Genomic DNA, 23,343 nt, shown 5'->3' on the forward strand with positions numbered 1-23,343 from the left:
GCCTTGTCAGGGGGCCTCGCGAGCGGCCCGGTGTCATCTAGCGGAGGGGGCTACCATGCTGAGGGTGCTGCTGATTCTCGTGCCGCTGGCGCTGGTCATCTACGCCCTGGTCGACTGCATCACGTCCGACGACGAGGACATCAAGCACCTGCCGAAGCTGGTGTGGATCCTGCTCATCGTCCTCGGCTGGGTGGTCGGCCCCGTAGCTTGGATTCTCGTCGGCCGCAAGCGCGGAGCGCCGCGCGCGGGCGGCTTCGGCCGCAGGGGCGCCGGTGGCGGCTGGGTCGCGCCCGACGACAACCCCGAGTTCCTCCGCTCCCTGGGCGACGACCGCGCCCGTGAGGAGAGCGAGCGCGAGGAGAAGGACCGCGAGGAGAAGGACAAGGACAAGGAGCTCCTGGAGAGCTGGGAAGAGGATCTGCGCCGGCGCGAGGAGGAGATGCGCCGGGGCGAGGGCGAGGACGACACCCCGCCCGGCAGCGGCAAGGACCGCTGACCCCGCGACCCCGGCGCGTCCGCTCCGCCCGGGCTCGGAGCCCAAGATCTCAGGATCCCCAAGATCTCAGGATCGGAGCCCGGGCTCAGACGCCGCCGTAGGAGTGCAGGCTGTCGAAGAAGATGTTGACGCCGTAGTAGTTGATCAGGAAGCACACGAAGCCGACGATCGCCAGATACGCCGCCTTCCGCCCCTTCCACCCGGCCGTCGCGCGCGCGTGCAGGTAGGCGGCGTAGGCGACCCATGTGATGAACGCCCAGACCTCCTTGGGGTCCCAGCCCCAGTAGCGGCCCCACGCGTTCTCCGCCCAGATGGCCCCGGCGATGATCGTGAACGTCCACACCGGGAAGACGGCCGCGTTGATCCGGTACGCGAACTTGTCGAGCGAGACCGACGAAGGCAGCCGCTCGAGCACCGACGCGCTCCACCCCTTGACCTCCTCGCCCGCCGCGACCTTCGCCTCGTGCCGGTCGCGCAGCAGGAACAGGCCGCTGGAGATCGCCCCCACGTAGAACAGCCCGCCGCAGACGATCGCGAGCGGGACATGGATCCACATCCAGATCGAGTCGAGCGCGGGCACCAGCTGGGCGCTCTCGGTGTACAGCACGGTCACGGCCAGGCCGAGGTCGAGCAGGACGGTGGTGACCAGCGGCAGCCCGAGCCAGCGGACGTTCTTCCGCGCGGCCAGGAACGCCAGGAACGCGCCGGTGACCGTCATGGAGAACGCCGTGGAGAACTCGTACATGTTGCCCCAGGGCCCGCGCTCCACCGACACCGCGCGCACGACGACCGCGCCGAGGTGCAGCAGGAACGCCAGCACGGTGAGCGAGACCGCGATGCGCCCGTAGGTGTCGCCCCGGACGTCGCCGCCCGACGCGCCAGGGCCGTCGGGGACGTCGTCGCGCCCCGGGGCGCCGGAGCGCGTGACGATCCTGGGGCGTTCGAGCACCGAGGTGGTGCCGCCCTTGGTGACGGTCACCACGGGCGAGGCCTGGGCGGGGACGGCGGCCGCGGCGTCGCCCTCGCCCGTCAGCGCGGCCGCCGTGCGGGCGACCTTGCTGCGGCTGCCGAGGATCCACTCGGCGACGAAGGCGAGGAACGCGATGGCGTAGACGGCCATCGCCGAGTAGACCAGCGTGTTGCTGAGGTCGGCGAGCTCCTCGCCGGCGGCGAGAATCATGGGCGTGCTCCTTCCGCGGCAGCGGATTCGGCGGATTCGGCGGGCTCTGCGGGGTCTGCTGTCTCGTCGGCTGGCGTGGCGGCCTCGTCGGGCACGAGCGGCGCGTCCGGTCGCAGCCGCTCCGCGAGATCGGCCAGCTCCTCGGGGACCTTGGCGGACTCGGTGCGGCCGAGGGACGCCATCTCGACCACCGTGTGCCCGTCGTCCCCCGTGAACGCGCGCACCCACACGCGGCGGCGTTGCAGCAGCAGCGACGCGGCCAGGCCGCCGACCGCGGCGAGCGAGCTGGCCAGCGCCCACTCGTTGCCCGCCTTGGTGGTGATCTGGAAGCTGGCCCACTGCTCGAGCCGGTCGAACGTGAGCGTCCCCATCCCGTCGGGCAGCTCGATCGACTGGCCGGGCACCAGGTTGAAGCGGAACAGGTCGCCGGTCTCCTCGTCGCGCAGCTGCTCCATGTCGGAGGTGTCCAGCTGGTAGACGTTCTGCGGGAGCCCCGAGTTGACGCCGAGGTCGCCGTGGAAGGCGTTCAGGGTGAGGACCGGGAGATCGGGCTCGGGGAACGTGGAGTGCGGGCCGCGCTCGGCGTCGATGTTGTACGTGGGGTTGAAGAAGCCCTGGAAGCCCAGCTGGTCGGGCTCGCCGTCGGGGCCCGTGTAGGTGCTGACCTTGATCACGCCGGTGGAGGTCAGCGTGGTGTCCTGCGGCAGGAACGGCACGGGCCCGTGGAACGCCAGCTCGCCCTGCGCGTCCATGACCGTGACCACGGGGGCGTAGCCGTGGCCGAGGAGGCGGACGCGGGAGTCGCCCACGTGCAGCGGGTCGTTGACCTCGATCTCCGCCTCGCGCTCGGCGCCCTCCTGGTCCCACCACGTCACATCCGCGCGGAACAGGGTCGGCGTGCCGAGGTCGACCGTCTCGCGCGAGAAGTCCGAGTGGAACTCGTCGAGCCTGAAGCCGAACGGCTCGAGCTCGTTGACGTCGAAGAGGGTGCCCGACTCGAAGTCGTCGTACTGCGTGAGGGTGTTGGAGAAGCCCTCGCCCTGCACGACCAGCTTGCCGCCCTCCGAGTACCACAGGCGGCCCGCGGCGAAGGCGACCAGCATGACGATGAGCGCCAGGTGGAACGCCAGGTTCCCGGCCTCGCGCAGATAGCCCTTCTCCGCGGCCACATGCGCGCCCCCCGGCCCGTCCTCGCGCAGGTCCGCGCGGAACCGCCGTCGCCTCAGCCGCCGTTGGGCCGCCGCGAGCACCTCGTCCGGCGGGGTGTCGGTGCGCCACGTCGTGTAGGCGGGCATCCGGTTCAGGCGGCGCGGGGCGCGCGGCGGGCGGGCGCGCAGCTGGCCCACGAACTGCCATGTGCGCGGCACGATGCAGCCGATGAGCGAGATGAAGAGCAGCAGATAGATCGCCGAGAACCACACCGACGAGTACACGTCGAACAGCTGGAACGCCTCGTAGAACTCGGACAGCGCCTCGTTGCGCTCCCTGAAGTCCTCGGCGAGCGGGGCGTTGACGTTGTCCTGCGGGATCATCGAGCCGGGGATGGACGCGAGCGCCAGCAGGAAGAGCAGGATCAGCGCGACCCGCATCGAGGTCAGCTGCCGCCAGAACCACCGCGCCCACCCGGCGCACTCACGGCCGAGCCACGCGAGCGCGCCGCGCGCCCCCGGCTCGCGCCGTCCGCCGAACGACCCCGCGCCCGCCCCCGCCGCGCCCTCGCCGCCCTGGGCGTCGTCCGCCTCATCGACGGGCGCGGTGGACAGCCCGGCCAGGGCCGCGGCGTCGTCGGACCGCTCGGCGTCCCGCCGGGCCCCGGCCCCCGCCGCCTTCGCCTCTGCCTGCTGTGTGTCGTCCGTCATGTGGCTGTCAGATCCCAACGGTGAATTCGGCGGACCAGACCTGCATCTCGTAGACGAGATCGGCCCACACGCCGGTGACGAGCAGCAGCCCCGTGGCGATCAGCATGCCGCCGCCGAGCCGCATCACCCACACATGGTGCCGTTTGACCCAGGCGAACGCGCCCAGGGTCCTGCGGAACGCGAGCGCCGCGACGATGAACGGCAGCCCGAGCCCCAGACAGTACGCCAGGGTCAGCAGCGCGCCGCGCGTCGCGGTCGCCTCGCTGATCGCCAGGAACTGCACGGCGGCGAGCGTCGGCCCGATGCAGGGCGTCCAGCCGATCCCGAAGACGACGCCCAGCATGGGCGCCCCGGCGAGGCCGACCCCTGGCCGCTTGTGCAGGCGGAACTCCCGCCCGCCGAGCCGCGGGATCAACCCCGTGAACACGAGTCCGAGCACGATCGTCAGCACGCCGAAGATCCGGGTCAGCAGCTCCTGGTGAACGAGCAGCTCGGCGCCGAGACCGCCGAACAGCGCCCCCGTGGAGACGAAGACCGCGGAGAAGCCGAGCACGAACAGCAGCGCGCCGAGGAACATCCGGCCGCGCCGCGCCTGGTCGAGGTCGGCGCCGCCGACGCCCGTCACATACGAGAGATAGCCGGGGACGAGCGGCAGCACGCAGGGGGAGAAGAACGACACGAGACCGCCGAGCAGCGCCACGGGCAACGCCAGCAGCAGCGCCCCGCTCAGAACGGTCTGGTTGTATCCCATGCCCCGCTCACCCCTCCTCGGCCATCACCGGGTCGAGCGCGGCGCGCAGCTCCTCCTCGGTGAGCGCCTTGAGCGCCCGCGCCGCGATGCGGCCCTCGCGGTCGATGACCAGCGTGGAGGGGATGGCCTGGGGGTTGAGGCTGCCCCGCGGGAACTCCAGGAGCAGCCGCCCGTCCGGGTCGTAGAGGCTGGGGTAGGGCACCCCGTGCTCGCGCTCGAACGCCTGGGCGTTCTCCCGCGTGCGGTCCCTGGTGTTGATCCCGATGAACTGCACGCCGTCGTCCGCGGTGTCCTCGGCGACCCGCACGAAGTTGTCCGCCTCGGCGATGCAGGGCGGGCACCAGGAGCCCCAGATGTTGAGCACCACGACCTGGCCGCGGTAGTCGGAGAGCGCGAGCTGGTCCCCGTCGACGGTGTCCCCCGCGAGGTCCGGGGCCTCCTGCCGGTCGGCCACGGGCACCGTGGTGATCTCCCCCGTGCCCTGGACGTAGTTGCTGTCACCGCCGGAGGGCCCCGCCTGGTCGGCGCCGCACCCCGTGAGGAGCAGCCCTCCGGCGAAGACACCGGCCAGGGCCGCTCTGACGCTCCGGAGCTGGATCATGTGAAAAGTTTCCCATGCGCCCCTGAATGATCTTCCGCACCCCCCTACAGGGGGAAACGCGACGGTCCGCGGGCCCGCTCAGGCCCCGAATCCACCGGCCCCGCGCACCGGCTTGGCGCCGGCCCGCAGATGGACGGGGACCAGGTCGAGCGCCGGCTCGTCATAGGTGATCGAGACCAGCTCGTCGCCGTCGAACGCGAAGCTCGTGAGCGACGCGAGCGTGCACTGCCGGCGCCGTGGGTCGTGCCACAGCCTGCGGCGTTCCGCGTGGCTGCGCAGCACCCAGATCGGCAGCTGGTGGCTCACGGCGACCGCCTCGTGACCGCGCGCCGCGTCCCGCGCGGCGGCGAGCGCGGCGGTCATGCGCACCACCTGGTCCACATAGGGCTCGCCCCACGACGGCTTGAACGGGTTGCGCAGCAGCGGCCAGTTGGCGGGCTTGCGCAGGGCGCCGTCGCCGACGCCGAACGCCTTGCCCTGGAACGCGTTGGCCGCCTCGATCAGCCGCTCGTCCGTCGCCGTGGGCAGGTCGTGCGCCGCGGCGATGGGCTCGGCGGTCTCCTGGGCCCGTTCGAGCGGCGAGGCCACGACGTGCGTGATGTCGCGCTCCGCCAGGTGTCGTGCCACGCGCTCGGCCATGCGCCGCCCGAGATCCGAGAGGTGGTAGCCGGGCAGGCGGCCGTAGAGCACCCCGTCGGGGTTGGCCACCTCCCCGTGCCGCACCAGGTGCACCACGGTCCGTTCCTCGCCGCTCATGTTCCCGTTCCCGCCCGCCGTCTCGCCGCCCGCTATCCCGCTTCGCCCCATGCCCCGTCGCACCCTGTCGCGCCTCATGACCCGTCGGGCCCAGGCCCAGGCTCCAGCTCGGCCTCCGCGCCTGGCGCCCGGCCGGTGCCACCGTCCGCCTCCGCCGCCGCGCGCGCCGCCGCGGGCAGCGCCTCGGCGATCCGCTCGAGCGCCTCGTCGTCGTGCGCGGTCGACACGAACCACGTCTCGAACGCCGAAGGCGGCAGGTGCACGCCGCCGTCGAGCATCGCGTGGAAGAACGCCGCGTAGCGGAACGCGTCCTGCCGCCGCGCCGAAGCGAAGTCGACCACGTCATCGTCGGCGCCGGTGAAGAACACCGAGAACATGCTGCCTGCCGCGTTGATCCGGTGCGCCACGCCCTCCTTGGCGAGCGCGGCCCCGACCAGCCCGCGCAGCTCGGCCGCCGCGGCGTCGACGCGCGCGTACGCGGCGTCGTCGAGCAGCCGCAGCTGCGCCAGACCCGCCGCGGTGGCCACCGGGTTCCCCGACAGCGTGCCCGCCTGGTACACGGGCCCGGCGGGCGCGAGCCGGTCCATCACGTCCGCGCGCCCGCCGAACGCCGCGGCGGGGAAGCCGCCGCCCATCACCTTGCCGAAGGTCATCAGGTCGGGCGCCACGCCCTCGATGCCGAACCAGCCCGCCCGGCTCAGCCGGAAGCCCGTCATCACCTCGTCGGAGATCAGCAGCGCCCCGTGCGCCCGACACAGGTCGGCCAGGCCCTGGTTGAAGCCCTCGCGCGGCGGGACCAGGCCCATGTTCCCCGGCACCGCCTCGGTGATCACACACGCGATCTCGCCCTGGTGCGCCTCGAACGCCGCGCGCACCGCGTCCAGATCGTTGTACGGCAGCACCACGGTCTCCCCGGCCTGCGCGCCCGTGACCCCCGGGGTGTCGGGCAGCCCGAACGTCGCCACCCCCGAGCCCGCCGCGGCGAGCAGCGCGTCCACGTGACCGTGGTAACACCCCGCGAACTTGATCACCTTGGCCCGCCCCGTGAAGCCCCTGGCGAGCCGGATCGCGGACATCGTGGCCTCGGTGCCCGACGAGACGAGCCTGACCCGTTCCACCGGGGCGACGCGGGAGCAGATCTCCTCGGCCAGCTCGACCTCGCCCGGCGTGGGCGTGCCGAACGACGTGCCGCGCCCGACGGCCTCCCGCACCGCCTCGACCACCGCGGGGTGGGCGTGCCCGAGGATCATCGGCCCCCACGAGCACACCAGATCCACATATTCCCGGCCGTCCACGTCCGTGAGATAGGCCCCGGCCCCCGACCCCATGAAACGGGGCGTCCCCCCCACCGCGCCGAACGCGCGCACCGGCGAGTTGACCCCGCCGGGGGTGACGCGGGCGGCGCGGGCGAAGAGCGTCTGCGAGACTGTGGCTTCGTAGGATTGAGTCACGCGGTCCATGGTGACATTCAGCCCCTTACAGCTCGGTGTCAGGGCGTTTCACAGCCGTCTGGCGGGGGAGGTGTCTGAAACGATGATCGGGTTGTGCGGCGGGGGTCGCGAGTAGTCAGGTGGTGACATGCAGCGCGGTGGCGAAGTCGGCGAGGGCACCGGGGGCCTCGGACCGGAGCCCGCGCCGCGTGCGCGCTCCCGCAGGGGGCGGCACCGCCGGAAGGCGGCGGAGAGCGGGGAGTTCGACCTCAGGGGCAGGGCCGGTCGCATGGCCGTGACCTACAAGTACTTCGGCGCGCCCGACGGGGCCACCGCGGCCCGCGTCCCGCTGTCGATGCGCCCCGAGGAGCTGGGCGGCGACGAGCTGGGCCAGGGGATGTTCACCCGCATCAAGCCGGAGACGATGGCGGCCATGGTGCTCACCGGCATCGAGGGGATACCCCTGCACCGGGTGCCCCCGCTGGAGCTGGTCGTCCTCCACCCCGACTACGCGGTGGTCAAGCTGCCGACCACCGTGGTGGATCCGCTGCGCGGCATCGGCGACGAGACGGTCGGCGCGGCCGCGTTCATCTGGTCGACGGTCCCCGACCGCAGCGGCCCGAGCGACGCGTTCGGCGTCTACAAGCTGCTCAACGAGTGGCAGGACTTCTCCCGCCGCCTGCACGAGGCGGGCCACCAGCCGTACTGCCTCGTCTGGCCCTGACCCCCGGAACACAGGACGAACTGCCCATTCCGGCGCCCGACTACCTTTCGCCCGCGTCCCTGCGGTAGACATGACCTCCAGCGACTTGCGCGGCACGCGAACGCGAAGGGGGACCGCACGTGCGGCTCGGGACCATCGCCAGAAGTCTCGCTCCGGTCGCCGCGGCCCTCGTCGGCCTCGGCGTCCTCACGGGCTGCTCGGGCGACCTGTCGGGTGAGGACGACCCGTCGGCCAACCCCAGGAGCGGCACGGCGGGTTCGGCCCAGCCCGGCCGGTACTCCGGGCTCCCCGAGCCCTGTGGCGCGGTCGGCGACGACACCCTCCGCGAGCTGCTGCCCGGCGGCGACCCCGAGGTGTACGCGGGCGAGCCGATGGTGACGTACGACACGGGCCGCCGCGTCGGCTGCTCCTGGCACCTGGGCGCCGAGACCGGCACGCATCAGCTCTCCGTCGACCTGCAACGCGTCATCTCCTACGACCCGGGCGTGAGCGACGACGACCAGGCCGAGCTGGACTTCGAGGAGCGGGCCGGCGACGCGGGCGTCCCCGTCGGCGAGGCGGCCGGGGGCTCGCCGCCGCCGAGCGACGACCCGTTGGCGCCAAGGCCCCTCGACGGCATCGGCGACGTGGCGTTCATCGACGACCGGCTGACGAGCACCAACCCGGGCGAACGCCGCGCCGTCACCCTGGCGTTCCGCAATGCGAACGTCCTGGTCACCGTCCAGTACACGGTCTCCACGACCCTCGTGGACGAGGACCTCGACAGCGGCAGCCTCCAGCAGCGCGCGCAGACCGTGGCACGTCAGCTCGCCGAGGGCTTCGACGAGTAGCACGCGAGTCGGCGGCGGGCCCCGGCGAGGGGTCGGCGTACCGTGTCCTGGAATGTCACCCGTCACCGGAGCGAAGGAACCATGGACCGTACCGTCTCGCGGCCCCTCTCGCGGCTCGCGCTGAGAACCCTGGGCTTGGCCACCCTGTCCGCGCTGCTCGTGGCAGGCTGCACCTCCGACTCCGGCGAGGACACCACCGACGACGAGCCCCCGGCGTCCTCGTCGCCGACGCCGGAGCCCGTGCGGTTCGCGGCCCTGCCCGAGCCGTGCGCCACGCTGGGCGAGGACACGATCGACGAGGCGGTGCCCGAGGCCGACCCGGCAGGCGGCGAGACCCTCAGCTCCAACGACACCGCGACGTCCGCCGCCTGCCTGTGGAGCGGCCTCGACGCGTACCAGTTCCGCTCCCTCACCGTGGCGCTGCGCCGCTTCGAGTCGGACACGGCCATCGGCAGCGGCGACGACCGCGCCGGGGAGTACGTCCGGCAGATGGCCGAGGAGGTCACAGGCGACGACGCCAACGGCGAGGTCGACTCGGCCGAGCTGGGCGACACCGGCGACCAGGCCGTCACCCTCGGCTACAGCACCACGATGGAGACCGAGGAGCAGGGTGAGCAGGAGTACCGCCAGCACCGCGTGATCGTCCGCACGGGCAACGTGGTCATCACCCTCGACTACGCGGGCGCCGGATTCGAGGGCGACGACATGCCGGGCGCCGACACCATCAGGGAGAACGCCGAGGCCGCCGCCCGCGCCGCCCTCGAAGCCGTCGACGCGAGCGAGGGCGAGCAGCCCGAAGAGGGCCAGGAAGAGGGCGCGGATGAGGGCGCCGATGAGGGCGAGGAGCCCCCGTCCCAGGACGCGCGCGACTGACCCCCGCCCTCACGGGCGCCGGGAAGTTGAATGACCCTCAGGTCGCTGTCCGGGGGCTCGGCGCGTACATGATCCGACAAGTGTGCGAGTCTTGGGCGCGCGAGAGCTTTCTCAGTCGAGCCCTGGAGGGACCGCGGTGGCCGCGATCAAGCTCACACGCTCACACCGCATACTCGTCGTCATCGTGCTCGCGGGCGCCGTGGTCATCGCGGCCATCGGCTTCGCAGGCTCCTATGCCTCGGTCCGCGACCTCGCCGAGCGCAAGGGATTCGGCGACTTCGCGCCGTTCTTCCCCATAGGCATCGACGCGGGCATCGTCGTCCTCCTGGCGCTCGACCTGCTGCTGACGTGGCTGCGCATCCCGTTCCCGATGCTGCGTCAGTGCGCCTGGCTGCTGACCGCCGCCACCATCGCGTTCAACGGCGCGTCCGCGTGGGGCGACCCGCTCGCCGTGAGCATGCACGGCATCATCCCGGTGCTCTTCGTCATCACCGTGGAGGCCGCGAGGCACGCGATCGGGCGGGTCGCCGACATCACCGCCGACAAGCACATGGAGGGGGTGCGGATGTGGCGGTGGTTCCTGTCGCCCATCCCCACCTTCCGGCTGTGGCGGCGCATGAAGCTGTGGGAGCTGCGCTCCTACGAGGAGGTCATCGGCATGGAGCGCGACCGCCTCGTCTACCAGGCGAGGCTGCGCGCCGACTACGGGCGCGCGTGGCGCCGCAGGGCGCCCGTCGAGGCCAGGATGCCGCTCAAGCTCGCCCGCTACGGCGTTCCGCTGCGCGAGACCGCGCCCGCGGGCCTCGCCGCGGCCGGGCTGCCCGTGGCGGAGCTGCCCCCGCGCGCCCCCGAGCCCGACCCGGACCCGGCGCGCGCGCCGGAGCGCGCCGCACCGCCCACGCCCGAGCCCACGCCCGCGCCGCAACCCGAGCCCGCGCCCCCGGCGTTCGCCGAGCAGGCGTGGTTCACCGCCGAGCCGCAGCCGCCCGCGCCCGGCGCGCAGGAGCAGCCGCCCGCGCCCGCGGTCACCGTGCCCGTCGTCGGCCCAGGGGGCCGCCGCCGCTCCCTCGGCAGCGCCCCCGCCAACGGCTATCCGGTCCCCCAGCAGCGCCAACTCCTCGTCGAGAGCCCGCCGGACGAGCCCGAGCCCGTGCCCACGCCCGCGCCCGAGCCGCTGCCCGACCCCGTCGGCCCGGCCGAGGGGCTGCCCTCGGGCGATGACCTCTACCCCGCCTACCGCGAGTACATCCTGGAGCAGGGCGCCCACCCCAACGCCCGCCAGCTCTCCCGCTTCCTGCACTCCCGCTACGGCACGACCGACGCCGACGGCTCGCTGCTGAGCGAGCCGTACCTCCGCGAGTTCACCCGGCAGTTCAGGCAGCGGTACAACGCCGAGATGGGCACCAACGGCTGACCGACCGCCCGTCAGCCGCCGAGCAGCTCGCGCACCCGGTCGGCGCCCACGGCGAGCAGCAGCGTCGGCAGCCTGGGCCCGGTGTCGCGGCCGACCAGCAGCCCGTACAGCAGCGCGAAGAACGCCCGTTGCGCGGTCCTGAGCTCCGGGGTGGGCTTCGCGTCGAGCGGGAGACCGGCCCGCATCTTGGGCACCCCGTAGACCAGCGACGTCAGCCCGTCGAGCGACCAGTGCCCGTCGAGCTCGTCGAGCAGCAGCCGCAACGACGCGCGCGCCTCGTCGTCGAGCGACGCGAGCAGCTCGGCGTCCGGCTCGTCGCGCACCCGCGTGCGCTGCTCCTCCGGCATCCGCGTCGCGACCCAGCACGCCGCCCTGTCCAGGCGCGGCCTGGTCTCGTCGAGCGAGCGGATCGGGTGCTCGGGGTCCAGGTCGCTCAGGATCCGCAGCGTCTGCTCCTCGTCCCCCGTGGTGATGTCCACCACCGAGGCCAGCATCCGGTACGGCAGCGGCCTCGGCGTCGCGGGCAGCGGCCCCGACGCGGTGCCCACCGCGCGGCTGTGCGCGGCGGCGTCGGCGGGCTGGACGGCGCCATCGGCGACCTTGCGCGCCAGCGCGTCCCACTCGTCGTAGGTCCGCTGCAACTCGGCGTCGAAGGCGACCTTGAACGACTGGTTCGGGCGGCGCCTGGCGTACAGCCAGCGCAGCACCGGAGCCTCCATGATCTCCAACGCCTCGGCGGGGATGGGCACTCCACCCCTGGAGCTGGACATCTTCGACATGCCGGTGATGCCGACGAACGCGTACATCGGGCCGATGGGGCGCGTTCCGCCGAAGATCTCCGACACCAGCCGTCCGCCCACGACCCAGGACGACCCCGGCGAGTGGTGGTCGACGCCGGCGGGCTCGAAGACGACGCCCTCGTAGACCCAGCGCATGGGCCAGTCGACCTTCCACACCAGCTTGCCGCGGTCGAACTCCGACAGCTTGACGGTCTCTTCATGACCGCACTCGCACACATAACGAAGCTCGGTGGTCTCGTCGTCATACGAGGTGATCGTGGTCGTGTCACGGCCGCACGCGCCGCAGTACGGCTTGTACGGGTAGTACCCGGCGCCGCCCGCGCCGCCGTCGTCCTCGCTCGCCGCGCCCGAGCCCTCGACGGCCGCGCGCTCGGCCTCGTCGTCCTCCCCCACACCGGGCTCGGGGCCCTGCTCGGCCTGCTTGGTGCGGTAGCGCTCGAGGACCCCGTCGATACGGCGCCGCTCGCGCATCGCGAACAGGATCTGCTCGCGGTACGCGCCCGACGTGTACTGCTCGGTCTGGCTGATCGCGCGGACCTCGACGCCGAGCGCGTCCAACGCCTCCACCATGGGCGCCTTGAAGTGCTCGGCCCAGCTGGCGTGCGGGCTGCCGGGCGGGGCGGGCACCGAGGTGAGCGGCTTGCCGATGTGCTCGCTCCACGAGGGGTCGACCCCGGCCGGTACCTTGCGGAACCGGTCGTAGTCGTCCCAGGAGAGGACGTGCTCGCACGGGATGCCGCGCCGCTTGATCTCGTCGGCCACCAGGTGCGGCACCATCACCTCGCGGAGGTTCCCGAGGTGGATCGGCCCTGACGGGCTCAGGCCCGACGCGCACACGACGGGTTTCCCCGGGGCGCGGCGCTCCGCCTCGGCGATGACCTCGTCGGCGAGTCGGGAGACCCAGTCGGTCTCCGCGCTGGTCTGAGCCACTGTTCCGCACTTCCTCTTGATGACGGCGGTCGATGATGCCGCTCCCGCCATTCTTTCACCGGCGGGACGGGCGTCCGCACCCGGAATTCCCCGGGGCGGTCACCGCACCGCACGCGCCAGCTCGCGCGCCGGGGCGCGGCGCCACGCGTGCCCCGTGCCATGCGCCCGCGTGGGGTGCACGCGGTTGGTCAGCAGGACGAGCAGCACCCCGGTGGCCGGGTCGGCGACCAGGCCGGTGCCGGTGAACCCGGTGTGCCCGAACGCCGTGGGCGAGGCCAACTCGCCCATCCAGTCCGGCTGGTCGAGCTGCCAGCCGAGGCCGCGCGCCGCCCCGGGGCCGAGCCCGCGCCCGGCGTTGTGGTCGGTCAGCATGTCCCGCACGGACGCGGGCGCGAGCAGCCGCGTTCCGCCGAACTCCCCGCCGTTCAGCAGCGTCTGGGCCAGCACGGCCAGGTCGCGGGCCGTGGAGAACAGGCCCGCGTGCCCGGCGACGCCGCCGAGGTGGTGGGCGTTCTCGTCGTGGACCGCCCCGCGCACCATCCCGCGCCCGGTCCACGGCTGGTACTCGGTCGCCGCGATCCGCGGCAGGCGCTCCCGCGGCGGCAGATAGCCGGTGTCGGCGAGCCCGAGCGGCTCCGTGACCAGCTCGGCGACCAGCGCGTCGAGCGGGCGGCCCGCCGCCGCCTCGGCCGCCGCGCCCACCGCGATCGGGCCGAGGTCGGAGTAGCGGTACCCGGGCGGCCCGGGGGGCGCGGCGCCCACGGCCGCGAGCCGCGCCGCCCGGTCGGGGTGGGGGCCGAGGTCGATCTCGGCGGGCAGCCCGCCGGTGTGGGTCAGCAGCGTGCGGGGCGACAGCTCGGAGAAGCCCGGCAGGTGCGCCGAGACGGGCGCGTCGAGGTCGAGCACGCCGCGCTCGGCCAGCCGCAGCGCCACCAGCGCGGTGAACACCTTGGTGAGCGACGCCACATCGAAGACGGTGTCGGGGGCCATGGGAACGCGCTTGTGCGCCGGGAGCGCGAAGGGGCGCCCGTCGCGTTCCCCATGGGAGAGCGCCCACCCGCGCGCCGCGTGCTCCACGATCACGCCATGGCGCGCGGCCAGCAGCACACACCCCGGGTACGCGCCCCCGGCCCCGGCGCCCCCGTCATCCCCGTCGAGGAACGCCTCCGCGGCGGGGACGAGACGCGCCACCCGCCGCGCGTCGAGCCCCGCCTCGGCGGGCGTTCCGTGCCGCAGCGGTCGGTGGCTCACCGCTCGCGGTGCACCTTGTAGTTGGACGCCTGCGCCCGCGGCCTGATGACCAGCAGGTCGACGTTGACATGGGGCGGGCGCGTGACCGCCCACGTGATCGTGTCCGCGATGTCGTCGGCGGTCAGCGGCTCGGCCACGCCCTCGTACACCTTGGCCGCCCGTTCCGCGTCGCCGCCGAAGCGCGTCAGCGAGAACTCCTCCGTCCGCACCATCCCCGGCGCGATCTCGATGACCCGCACCGGCTCGGCCACGATCTCCAACCGCAGCGTCTGCGCCAGCACATGGGCCCCGTGCTTGGCGGCCACATACCCGCCGCCGCCCTCGTACGTCGCGTGCCCGGCCGTCGACGAGACCACCAGCACCGTCCCCGCGCCCGAGGCGACCAGCAGGGGCAGCAGCTCCTGCGTCATGTGGAGGGTGCCGAGGACGTTCGTCTCGTACATCGCGCGCCAGTCGTCGGGGTCGGCGTCGGCGACGGTGTCCATGCCGAACGCGCCCCCCGCGTTGTTGACCAGCACGTCGCAGCGGTCGAGCGACGCGGCGAAACGCCGCACCGCGTCCCGGTCGCTCACGTCGAGCGCGTACGGCACCGCGTCGTTGCCGAGCCCGCCCAGGTGGTCGGCCAGCTCCCGCAGCCGCTCCTCGCGCCGGGCGGTGACCACCACCCGGTACCCGGCCGCGGCGAGCCGCTTCGCGGTCGCCGCCCCGATCCCGCTGCTCGCCCCGGTGACGACGGCGATGGGAGTGGTGCTCACGGTGCCTCCTGCGTACGAGGGTCGAACGGTCGGCCGCGGGACGTCAGCCGCCGCGCGGCACGTCCATGATGACCGCGCCCGCGGCCGCGCGGATCACCGCCCCGCCCGGCGCTCAGGCGCGCTCGCGCCCCCAGCGCTGGGCGAACTCCGTGGCCCAGTACGTGAGGATCACATCGGCGCCCGCCCGCTTGAACGACGTCAGCGTCTCCTCGATCGCCCGCTCCCTGTCGAGCCAGCCGCGCTCCGCCGCCGCCTCGACCATCGCGTACTCGCCCGAGATCTGGTACGCCCCCACCGGCACGGGCGAGGCGTCCACGACCTGCCGCAGCACGTCCAGATAGGGCAGCCCCGGCTTCACCATCACCATGTCCGCGCCCTCGGCCAGGTCCTGCGCCAGCTCGCGCAGCGCCTCCCTGGCGTTCGGCGGGTCCTGCTGATACGCCTTGCGGTCGCCGGTCAGCGAGGAGTTGACCGCCTCGCGGAACGGCCCGTAGAACGCCGACGCGAACTTCGCCGTGTACGCGAGCAGCGCCACATCCGTGTGCCCCGCCGCGTCGAGCGCCGCGCGGACGTGCCCGACCTGGCCGTCCATCATCCCGCTCGGCCCCAGCACATGCGCCCCGGCCTCGGCCTGCACCCGCGCCATCTCGGCGTAACGGGCGAGCGTCGCGTCGTTGTCGACCCGCCCTTCGGCGTCGAGCACGCCGCAGTGCCCGTGGTCGGTCACCTCGTCGAGGCACAGGTCGGACATCACCACGAGCGCGTCCCCGACCTCGGCGCGCACCGCGCGCAGCGCGCGCTGGAGGATGCCGTCGGGGTCGGTACCGGGCGAGCCGATCGCGTCCTTCTTCGCCTCATCGGGCACGCCGAACAGCATGATCCCCGAGACCCCGGCCTCCGCCGCCTCGCCCGCGGCCTTGCGCAGCGAGTCGAGCGAGTGCTGTGCCACGCCCGGCATCGACCCCAGCGGCACCGGGTCGTCGACGCCCTCCCTGACGAACGCCGGCAGGATCAGATCGGCCGGGTGCACCCGGTGCTCGGCGACCATGCGCCGCATCGCGGCCGTGGTCCGCAGCCGCCGGGGCCGTACGGCGGGGAACGTCCCCGCGTTGTCGATCACGGTGTGCGCGCCCTCCTGCGCTGCGGCCGCTTCTCGCTCGGCCGCTTCAGAACCTCGCCCGCGTCGAGCGCCGCCGCCCGCCGCTCCGCCCCGAACTGGGCGAGCGCCTCGGCCAGCTTGTGCACCGACGGCTCGGGCGCCATCACATCGACCCGCAGCCCGTGCTCCTCCGCCGTGCGGGCGGTGGCGGGGCCGATACAGGCGATGACCGTCACGTTGTGCGGCTTGCCCGCGATGCCCACCAGGTTCCGCACGGTGGACGACGACGTGAACAGCACCGCGTCGAAGCCGCCGCCCTTGATCGCCTCGCGCGTGGTGGCGGGCGGCGGCGACGCGCGCACCGTCCGGTACGCCGTCACGTCGTCCACCTCCCAGCCCAGCTCCACCAGGCCCGCCACCAGCGTCTCGGTGGCGATGTCGGCGCGCGGTAGGAAGACCCGGTCGATCGGGTCGAACACCGGGTCGTAGGGCGGCCAGTCCTCGAGCAGCCCCGCGGCCGACTGCTCGCCGCTCGGCACCAGGTCGGGCCGCACGCCGAAGCGCAGCAGCGCGCGCGCCGTCTGCTCGCCGACCGCCGCGACCTTGATCCCGGCGAACGCCCGCGCGTCCAGGCCGTACTCCTCGAACTTCTCCCTGATGGCGCGCACGGCGTTGACCGATGTGAACGCGATCCACTCGTACCGCCCGGTGACCAGGCCCTTGACGGCCCGGTCCATCTGCTGCGGGGTGCGCGGCGGCTCCACCGCGATGGTCGGCACCTCGCTGGGCACCGCGCCGTAGGAGCGCAGCTGCTCGGAGAGCGACGCCGCCTGCTCCTTGGTGCGCGGCACCAGGACCTTCCAGCCGAACAGCGGCTTGGACTCGAACCAGGCCAGCTGCTCGCGCTGGGCGGGCGCGCTGCGTTCGCCGACGACGGCTATCACCGACCGGTCGCCCTCGCCCGTGGGCAGCACCTTCGCGGACTTCAGGGTCCGCTCGACGGTGCCGAGCGTCGCCGTCCATGTGCGCTGGCGCGTGGTGGTGCCCGCGACGGTGACCGAGAGCGGGGTGTCGGGCTTGCGGCCCGCGGCGATCAGCCGCCCCGCGGAGACCGCGACGGACTCGAGCGTCGTGGACAGCACGACCGTCGCGTCGCTCGCGCCGACCTCGGTCCAGCAACGCTCGTCCGCGGTCGGCCCGTTGACGAACCTGACGTCGCCGCCCTCCGGGTCGCGCAGCGGCACGCCCGCGTAGGCGGCCACGCCGACGGCGTGCGCGATGCCGGGCACGACCTCGAACGTGATGCCCTCCGCGGCGAGCGCCAGCATGTCCGCGGTGGTGTCGGTGTCCATGCCCGGGTCGCCCGCGACGGCACGGACGACCCGCTTGCCGCGGTGTGCGGCCCGCATGACAAGATCGGCCACATCGTCGGCCGTGGCGAACGCGCCGGGGTCCTTGTCGTCCCCCGCGCGCTGGAGCGGGGTCTCCGTCCCCGGTCTGATGTGCTCGCGCACGACCTCGAACGCCTCGGGGTCCGCGATCAGCACATCGGCCTGCGCCAGGACGTCGACCGCGCGCAAGGTCAGCAGACCCGGGTCACCGGGTCCGGCTCCGAGGAAGGTGACGTGTCCGAGGGAGACGCCGGACGGCCGCGCGCGTGCGGGGGCGGGTGTGGGGTGTGTGGTGGTGGGGCTCAATGTGCTCGCTCCCCCATTAGACCGGCCGCGCCCTTGGCGAGCATCTCGTCGGCGAGCCTGCGGCCCGTCGCCGCCGCCTCGTCGGCGGACCCCGGTACGGGGCCGGTGGTGGACAGCTGCACCAGCGCTGATCCGTCGATGGTGCCGACGGCGCCGCGCAGGCGCATTTCGGTGACGGTCTGCCCGTCTTCCAACAGGTCGGCGAACGCGCCCACCGGGGCGCTGCAACCGGCCTCCAAGGCGGCGAGCAGACTGCGCTCGGCGGTCACGGCGACCCGGGTGTGCGGGTCGTCGAGCTCTCCGAGCCGGGCGGCGAGTGCCGCGTTCGATGCGGCGCACTCGACCGCGAGTGCCCCCTGCCCTGGGGCGGGCAGGACGATGTCGGGGGCGAGGAGATCGGTGATCTCCCCCTCCCTGCCGAGGCGGCGCAGCCCGGCGGCGGCGAGGACGACGGCGTCAAGCTCGCCGTCGCGGACGTACCCGATCCGGGTATCGACGTTCCCCCGGATCGCGACGGTCTCGATCTCGCAGCCGAGCGCGCGCGCCCAGGCGTTGAGCTGCGCCATGCGGCGCGGTGAGCCGGTGCCGACGCGGGCCCTGCCCCTGGCCACGGCGAGTCCTTCGAAGCTCAGCCCGTCCCTGGCGACGAGCGCGTCCCTGGGGTCCTCGCGGCGCGGCACGGCGGCGAGCGCCAGCTCGGGCGGCTGCGCGGTGGGCAGGTCCTTGAGCGAGTGGACGGCGAAGTCGATCCGGCCTTCGAGCACGGCATCGCGCAGCGCGGAGACGAACACTCCGGTGCCGCCGATGCGGGCGAGGGCCTCGCGCGAGACGTCGCCGTAGGTGGTGATCTCCACCAGCTCGACGGGCCGCCCGGTCAGCCGGGTGACGCGCTCGGCGATGCCGCGGGACTGCGCCATGGCGAGCTGGCTGCGCCGCGTTCCGAGCCGCAGGGCATTCATGACCGCTCCTGTTCGCGAGTGCGGACGGCGGCGGCCGTTCGCGGGTCGAGGTCGAAGAGCTGCCGCAGGGCGGCAGCGTAGTGGTCGCCGCCGGGCTCCCCGGCCAGCTCCTTCACGCGCACGGTCGGCGCGTGCAGCAGCTTGTCGACCACCCGCCGCACGGTCCTGGTGATCTCGGCCCGCTCCTTGTCGTCGAGGTCGGGCAGCCGCCCCTGGAGCCGGGCCAGCTCGGCGGCGACGACGTCGGACGCCATCGCGCGCAGCGCGACCACGGTGGGCGTGATGTGGGCGGCCCGCCGGGCGGCGCCCAGCGCCTCCGCCTCGTCGTCGACGATGCGCCGCACGGCGTCCACGTCGGCGGCCATGGGGGCGTCGGCCGACGCGGCGGCGAGGGATTCGATGTCCGCGAGCCTGGCGCCGGGCAGCCGGTGCACGGCGGCGTCGATGTCGCGTGGCATGGCCAGGTCGAGCAACGCGAGCGGCTCGCCATGTCCTCGCAGCCGTTCGCGCTCGCGCAGCGCCGAGGCGACGGCTCCGGCCGTCAGTACGAGCCCCGACGCGCCGGTACAGGAGACGACGAGGTCGGCCAGGGCCAGCTCGGCGGTGATGGAGATGGCGTTGATCGGAACGGCGCGCGCCTTGCCGCCGTCCCTGCCGAGCCCGGCCGCGAGCCGCTCGGCGCGCTCCAGCGTCCGGTTGGCGATCACCAGTTCGGCGACGCCGGTGCGGGCCAGCGTGGCGGCCGCGAGCGACGACATCGACCCGGCGCCGATCACCAACGCGCGCCTGCCGCGCACCCAGTCGGCCACGTCAGGTCCCTCGGCGAGCTGCTCGAGCCCGAAGGTGACCAACGACTGTCCCGCCCGGTCGATACCGGTCTCGCTGTGCGCCCGCTTGCCCACCCGCAGCGCCTGCTGGAACAGCTCGTTGAGCAGCCGCCCCGCCGCGTGCTCGTCCTGCGCGTGGGCCAGCGCCCCCTTGATCTGGCCGAGGATCTGGCCCTCGCCCACGACCATGGAGTCCAGCCCGCAGGCCACCGAGAACAGGTGGCGCACCGCGCGGTCCTCGTGGTGCGCGTAGAGGAACGGCTTCAGCTCCTCCAGGTCGACGCCGCTGTGCCTGGCCAGCAGCGTGGACAGCTCGGAGACCCCGGCGTGGAAGCGGTCCACCTCGGCGTACAGCTCGATCCGGTTGCACGTGGAGAGCACCGCCGCCTCGGCGACCACCGCGCCCTCGACCACCGGGTCGGCCGCGGCGAGCACGTCGCGCAGCAGCTTGCCGCGGGCGTCGGGGGCGAGCGCGGCGCGTTCCAGCAGGCTGACGGGCGCGCTGCGGTGGCTGAGACCGAGCACGAGCAGGGTCATGCGGGCATCACCGCCGGGATGTCGCCCTCGGGGCCCTGGTCGTCGGGCGGCGCGCCCGAGGGCCCGGGGCCGCCGTTGCGCGCGAGCTCGTCCGTGGCCTTGCGCTGCTCGTGGAAGGCGAGGATCTGCAACTCGATGGAGAGGTCCACCTTGCGCACGTCCACGCCATCGGGCACGGAGAGCACGGTCGGCGCGAAGTTGAGGATCGACGTGATCCCGGCGCCCACGAGCCGGTCGCACACCTGCTGCGCGGCGCTGCCCGGGGTCGTGATGACGCCGATCGAGACGCCGTTGGTGCGGATGATCGTCTCCAGGTCGTCGACGTGCTGCACCGGGAGGCCCGCGACCTGCGCGCCGGTCATCGCGTGGTCGGCGTCGATCAGGGCCGCGACACGGAAGCCGCGGGAGGCGAATCCGCCGTAGTTGGCGAGGGCCGCGCCCAGGTTGCCGATGCCGACGATGACGACCGGCCAGTCCTGGGTGAGCCCGAGCTCGCGCGAGATCTGGTAGACGAGATACTCGACGTCGTAGCCGACGCCACGCGTGCCGTAGCTGCCGAGGTAGGAGAAGTCCTTGCGCAGCTTCGCGGAGTTGACCCCGGCCGCGCTGGCCAGCTCCTCGGATGAGACCGTGGGCACCGAGCGCTCCGAAAGCGCGGTCAGCGCCCGCAGGTACAGCGGAAGCCGGGCGACGGTCGCCTCGGGGATTCCTCGGCTACGGGTCGCCGGTCGGTGGTTTCGGCCAGTTGCCACGGTGCTCCTGCCGTTCGGGCCAAGCGGAGGGCGGCTGTGCGCGGCGGGGACGCCGGAGCCGCTCCGTCGCGGCCAGGCTATGCCTTTGTGAACGCGTGCACAAAGACGGTGTCCGTTTTGTCCGGGCAAAGTGACCGGTGCCACATGCAACAACAGGGACACCCGGCCACGCTCCTCACGTATGCGTCCTCGCGCGGAGAAAACGGCCTCGTATCGTAATCCACAACGCCTCAAGCTCCCAACGCCCGCTTCAGACGCCCCGCGTCCACGCGCCAGAAGTCGTGCTGCGCGCCGTCGATCAGCACCACGGGGATCTGCTCCTGGTAGAGCCGGTGCAGCTCCGCGTCACGCGTGATGTCCCTCTCCTCCCAGGCGGCCCCCACCTCGTCGCACACCGCGGCGACCACGCGCCGCGCGTCGTCGCACAGGTGGCACCCTGGCTTGCCGATCAGCGTCACCAGGCGCTCGGACGGGGGGCGTTCACCCGCGGCGGCCCGCGCGCGCCCGGTCCTGCGCCCGCCCTCGCCGCGATCCCTGTCCGGCCTGCGGAGCAACGGAGTCATGGCGCCCATTGTGCCGCGCCCGGCCACCCCCGCGTCACGCCCGCGCAACCGGGATCCCGCCCTCGGGTGGCTATGCTCGCCCCATGGCCAGGTCTCGTTCCACCGAACGTTCTTCCGGGCGTTCGCCCGAGCCCGTACCCCCCGCCGCGACATCGCGCCTGGCCTGGCTCACCCCGCGTCGCAAAGCCGCCACGGAGCGCACCAGGCTCGCGGGCGAGGCGGCCGCCGAGGCCGCGCGCGGGACGGTCGCCGAGCCGGAGTTCCCGGCCCACGGCGACGCGAAGGCTGCGGCGTTCTTCGACCTCGACAACACCGTGATGCAGGGCGCCGCGATCTTCCACCTCGGCCGCGGCCTCTACAAGCGGAAGTTCTTCCAGAAGCGGGAGTTGCTCAAGTTCGCCTGGCAGCAGGCGTACTTCCGCATGGCGGGCGCGGAGAACGCCGGGCACATGGCCGACGCCAGGGACAGCGCGCTCTCGATCGTGCGCGGGCACCGCGTCGCCGAGCTGACGGCCATCGGCGAGGAGATCTACGACGAGTACATGGCCGACCGCATCTGGCCAGGCACCCGCGCGCTCGCCCAGGCCCACCTGGACGCGGGCCAACGGGTCTGGCTCGTCACCGCCGCACCCGTGGAGACCGCGGCCATCATCGCCCGCCGCCTCGGCCTGACCGGCGCCCTCGGCACGGTCGCCGAGTCGGTCGGCGGCGTCTACACCGGCAGGCTCGTCGGGGAGCCACTGCACGGGCCCGCGAAGGCCGTTGCCGTCGAGGCGCTCGCCGAGGCGGAGGGCCTGGACCTGGAGCGCTGCGCCGCGTACAGCGACTCGGCCAACGACATCCCGCTGCTCTCGCTTGTCGGTTACCCGTATGCGATCAATCCCGACCGCAGGCTGCGTGCGCACGCCAGGGAAATGGGCTGGCGCCTGCGCGACTACCGAACGGGCCGCAAAGCGGTGCGCGTCGGCGTTCCCGCGGCCGCGGGAGCGGGCGCCGTCGCAGGTGGGGCCGTTGCGGCCGTCGCGCTCCAGCGCCGCCGCCGCTAGCCGGGACCCCGCCTTCCCCAACACCCCGACTGATCAAACTCGGTCAGAACTTCAGCACATCAGCAGCCGATGCGATCAGGTATGCCCTGGCGTTTACGTGGCGCGGCGAACACAACCGGTAACTCTTCAAACCTAATCGGCGATTTTCGCAACTAGGCGTAGCGTCGTCAGCACGAAGCGTTATTCTCCTCAGACGCATGTGACGGATCCGCCACTGCACGTGTTGGAAGCTAACGCCTCTGGGAGTCCCGTGTACCCACACGTCGGGGTTGACGCCTCGGGCCTGGCTACGCTGCGCACGACGGTCGCCGACCGGCTGCGCACCCTCGTCCCCTCCGCGTACGCCGTCCCCACCCTCGCCACACCTGTCCCCGCCCGCCCCCCCGGCCCCGCCTACACGGTCGTGGACGGAGCCGCCGCGGCGACCGTCGGCAGACGAGCCCGCTCCGGAGCAGCCGGCGCCTCGACCGCACGCCCCGCCGTCCCCAGCGACAGCCGCCGCATGATGGACCTCGTCGAGCGCGCCCAGGGCGGCGAGGCGGAGGCGTTCGGCCGCCTCTACGACCACTACTCGGACACGGTCTACCGGTACATCTACTACCGCGTCGGCGGCCGTGCCACGGCCGAGGACCTCACCAGCGAGACGTTCCTGCGCGCGCTGCGCCGCATCGGCACCTTCACCTGGCAGGGCCGCGACTTCGGGGCATGGCTGGTCACCATCGCCCGGAATCTGGTCGCCGACCACTTCAAGTCGAGCCGTTTCCGCCTCGAGGTGACCACGGGCGAGATGCTCGACGCCAACGAAGTGGAGCGCAGCCCCGAGGAGTCCGTCCTCGAGTCCCTGGCGAACTCCGCGCTGCTCGACGCCGTCCGCAAGCTCAACCCCCAGCAGCAGGAGTGCGTCACGCTGCGGTTCCTCCAGGGCCTCTCCGTCGCGGAGACCGCCCGCGTCATGGGGAAGAACGAAGGCGCGATCAAGACCCTCCAGTACCGGGCGGTCCGCACCCTGGCCCGGCTGCTGCCCGACGACGCCCGCTGAGCCGCGGGCGCCCGACGGGCCGGGGAGCCCCCGCGCTCCGGCGCACCGACCACGGAATGTGAGCGGTGAACGCCCAGCAGTCACATAATCTGTCAGCCGTAACCCGAGTGCCTGTCCGCTCGTTGTCGCCAATTGGAAACGCACCGCGGACTCCCCACCGCCCCACCGCCGCGC

The 23,343-nt window shown here is 73.2% G+C and carries 22 protein-coding genes; 7 read left to right on the top strand and 15 right to left on the bottom strand.

The window, feature by feature from the left end; translation table 11 throughout:
* Window positions 1-55: 55 nt before the first annotated feature.
* A complete protein-coding gene (locus tag D7318_RS13085) occupies window positions 56-496 on the top strand; it encodes a PLD nuclease N-terminal domain-containing protein (RefSeq protein WP_120697102.1) in 441 nt (146 codons plus the stop codon).
* An 85-nt stretch (window positions 497-581) separates the two neighbouring features.
* Here D7318_RS13085 and ccsB read toward each other — a convergent pair whose 3' ends face one another.
* The 6 genes from ccsB to hemL form a co-directional block, all read right to left on the bottom strand.
* Window positions 582-1,676: a c-type cytochrome biogenesis protein CcsB gene (gene ccsB / locus D7318_RS13090; protein WP_120697103.1), complete on the bottom strand. Its 1,095-nt coding sequence runs from the start codon at window positions 1,674-1,676 to the stop codon at window positions 582-584.
* Window positions 1,673-3,535, bottom strand: coding sequence for a cytochrome c biogenesis protein ResB (gene resB / locus D7318_RS13095; RefSeq protein ID WP_120697104.1), 1,863 nt, complete (start codon window positions 3,533-3,535; stop codon window positions 1,673-1,675). Before resB ends, ccsB begins: the two co-directional genes overlap by 4 nt.
* A 7-nt stretch (window positions 3,536-3,542) precedes the next feature.
* Window positions 3,543-4,286, bottom strand: coding sequence for a cytochrome c biogenesis CcdA family protein (locus tag D7318_RS13100; RefSeq protein WP_120697105.1), 744 nt, complete (start codon window positions 4,284-4,286; stop codon window positions 3,543-3,545).
* A 7-nt stretch (window positions 4,287-4,293) separates the two neighbouring features.
* Window positions 4,294-4,887 (bottom strand): TlpA family protein disulfide reductase, encoded by a 594-nt coding sequence (locus D7318_RS13105; protein WP_120697106.1) that lies wholly within the window; start codon window positions 4,885-4,887, stop codon window positions 4,294-4,296.
* A gap of 78 nt (window positions 4,888-4,965) precedes the next feature.
* Window positions 4,966-5,643 (bottom strand): histidine phosphatase family protein, encoded by a 678-nt coding sequence (locus D7318_RS13110; RefSeq protein ID WP_120697107.1) that lies wholly within the window; start codon window positions 5,641-5,643, stop codon window positions 4,966-4,968.
* Window positions 5,644-5,717: 74 nt separating this feature from the next.
* Window positions 5,718-7,103 (bottom strand): glutamate-1-semialdehyde 2,1-aminomutase, encoded by a 1,386-nt coding sequence (gene hemL / locus D7318_RS13115; protein WP_120697108.1) that lies wholly within the window; start codon window positions 7,101-7,103, stop codon window positions 5,718-5,720.
* 118 nt (window positions 7,104-7,221) lie between these two features.
* Here hemL and D7318_RS13120 point away from each other — a divergent pair, with 118 nt between their 5' ends.
* From D7318_RS13120 to D7318_RS13140, 4 genes are all read left to right on the top strand, one after another.
* On the top strand, window positions 7,222-7,797 hold the full coding sequence (locus D7318_RS13120) for a hypothetical protein (RefSeq protein WP_120697109.1): 576 nt from the start codon (window positions 7,222-7,224) through the stop codon (window positions 7,795-7,797).
* Window positions 7,798-7,916: 119 nt separating this feature from the next.
* Entirely contained in the window at window positions 7,917-8,627 is a 711-nt protein-coding gene (locus D7318_RS32840; protein WP_183091397.1) for a DUF3558 domain-containing protein, read from the top strand.
* A gap of 81 nt (window positions 8,628-8,708) precedes the next feature.
* A complete protein-coding gene (locus D7318_RS13135) occupies window positions 8,709-9,500 on the top strand; it encodes a DUF3558 domain-containing protein (RefSeq protein WP_120697111.1) in 792 nt (263 codons plus the stop codon).
* 136 nt (window positions 9,501-9,636) lie between these two features.
* The gene (locus D7318_RS13140) at window positions 9,637-10,914 is read left to right on the top strand and encodes a DUF2637 domain-containing protein (RefSeq protein WP_120697112.1); all 1,278 of its coding nucleotides are present in this window, start codon (window positions 9,637-9,639) and stop codon (window positions 10,912-10,914) included.
* Window positions 10,915-10,925: 11 nt separating this feature from the next.
* On the opposite strand, the gene lysS is transcribed toward D7318_RS13140, so the two are convergent.
* From lysS to D7318_RS13185, 9 genes are all read right to left on the bottom strand, one after another.
* Window positions 10,926-12,695 carry a lysine--tRNA ligase gene (gene lysS, locus D7318_RS13145; protein WP_183091398.1) on the bottom strand — a complete coding sequence of 590 codons (1,770 nt, stop codon included), beginning with the start codon at window positions 12,693-12,695 and terminating at the stop codon, window positions 10,926-10,928.
* A gap of 48 nt (window positions 12,696-12,743) precedes the next feature.
* Entirely contained in the window at window positions 12,744-13,895 is a 1,152-nt protein-coding gene (locus tag D7318_RS13150) for a serine hydrolase domain-containing protein (protein WP_120697114.1), read from the bottom strand.
* Window positions 13,892-14,650, bottom strand: a complete 759-nt coding sequence (locus D7318_RS13155) for an SDR family NAD(P)-dependent oxidoreductase (RefSeq protein WP_120697115.1) — start codon at window positions 14,648-14,650, stop codon at window positions 13,892-13,894. The genes D7318_RS13150 and D7318_RS13155 overlap by 4 nt, the downstream gene beginning before the upstream one ends.
* A 112-nt stretch (window positions 14,651-14,762) precedes the next feature.
* On the bottom strand, window positions 14,763-15,770 hold the full coding sequence (hemB, locus tag D7318_RS13160; protein ID WP_408055481.1) for a porphobilinogen synthase: 1,008 nt from the start codon (window positions 15,768-15,770) through the stop codon (window positions 14,763-14,765).
* Window positions 15,767-17,338 carry a bifunctional uroporphyrinogen-III C-methyltransferase/uroporphyrinogen-III synthase gene (locus D7318_RS13165; RefSeq protein ID WP_230423700.1) on the bottom strand — a complete coding sequence of 524 codons (1,572 nt, stop codon included), beginning with the start codon at window positions 17,336-17,338 and terminating at the stop codon, window positions 15,767-15,769. Before D7318_RS13165 ends, hemB begins: the two co-directional genes overlap by 4 nt.
* 104 nt (window positions 17,339-17,442) lie before the next feature.
* A complete protein-coding gene (gene hemC / locus D7318_RS13170) occupies window positions 17,443-18,405 on the bottom strand; it encodes a hydroxymethylbilane synthase (protein WP_120697117.1) in 963 nt (320 codons plus the stop codon).
* On the bottom strand, window positions 18,402-19,769 hold the full coding sequence (locus D7318_RS13175) for a glutamyl-tRNA reductase (protein WP_120697118.1): 1,368 nt from the start codon (window positions 19,767-19,769) through the stop codon (window positions 18,402-18,404). Before D7318_RS13175 ends, hemC begins: the two co-directional genes overlap by 4 nt.
* The gene (locus D7318_RS13180) at window positions 19,766-20,521 is read right to left on the bottom strand and encodes a redox-sensing transcriptional repressor Rex (RefSeq protein ID WP_120697119.1); all 756 of its coding nucleotides are present in this window, start codon (window positions 20,519-20,521) and stop codon (window positions 19,766-19,768) included. Before D7318_RS13180 ends, D7318_RS13175 begins: the two co-directional genes overlap by 4 nt.
* 230 nt (window positions 20,522-20,751) lie before the next feature.
* A complete protein-coding gene (locus D7318_RS13185) occupies window positions 20,752-21,093 on the bottom strand; it encodes a glutaredoxin family protein (RefSeq protein ID WP_408055482.1) in 342 nt (113 codons plus the stop codon).
* A gap of 74 nt (window positions 21,094-21,167) precedes the next feature.
* Here D7318_RS13185 and D7318_RS13190 point away from each other — a divergent pair, with 74 nt between their 5' ends.
* Both D7318_RS13190 and D7318_RS13195 read left to right on the top strand, forming a co-directional pair.
* Window positions 21,168-22,130, top strand: coding sequence for an HAD family hydrolase (locus D7318_RS13190; protein WP_120697120.1), 963 nt, complete (start codon window positions 21,168-21,170; stop codon window positions 22,128-22,130).
* A 250-nt stretch (window positions 22,131-22,380) separates the two neighbouring features.
* Complete coding sequence (locus D7318_RS13195; protein WP_120697121.1) at window positions 22,381-23,169, top strand: ECF subfamily RNA polymerase sigma factor, BldN family; 789 nt, start codon at window positions 22,381-22,383, stop codon at window positions 23,167-23,169.
* The last annotated feature ends 174 nt before the right edge of the window (window positions 23,170-23,343 follow it).

The sequence above is a fragment of the Streptomyces radicis genome (assembly GCF_003626575.1).
GTDB lineage: Bacteria > Actinomycetota > Actinomycetes > Streptomycetales > Streptomycetaceae > Streptomyces > Streptomyces radicis.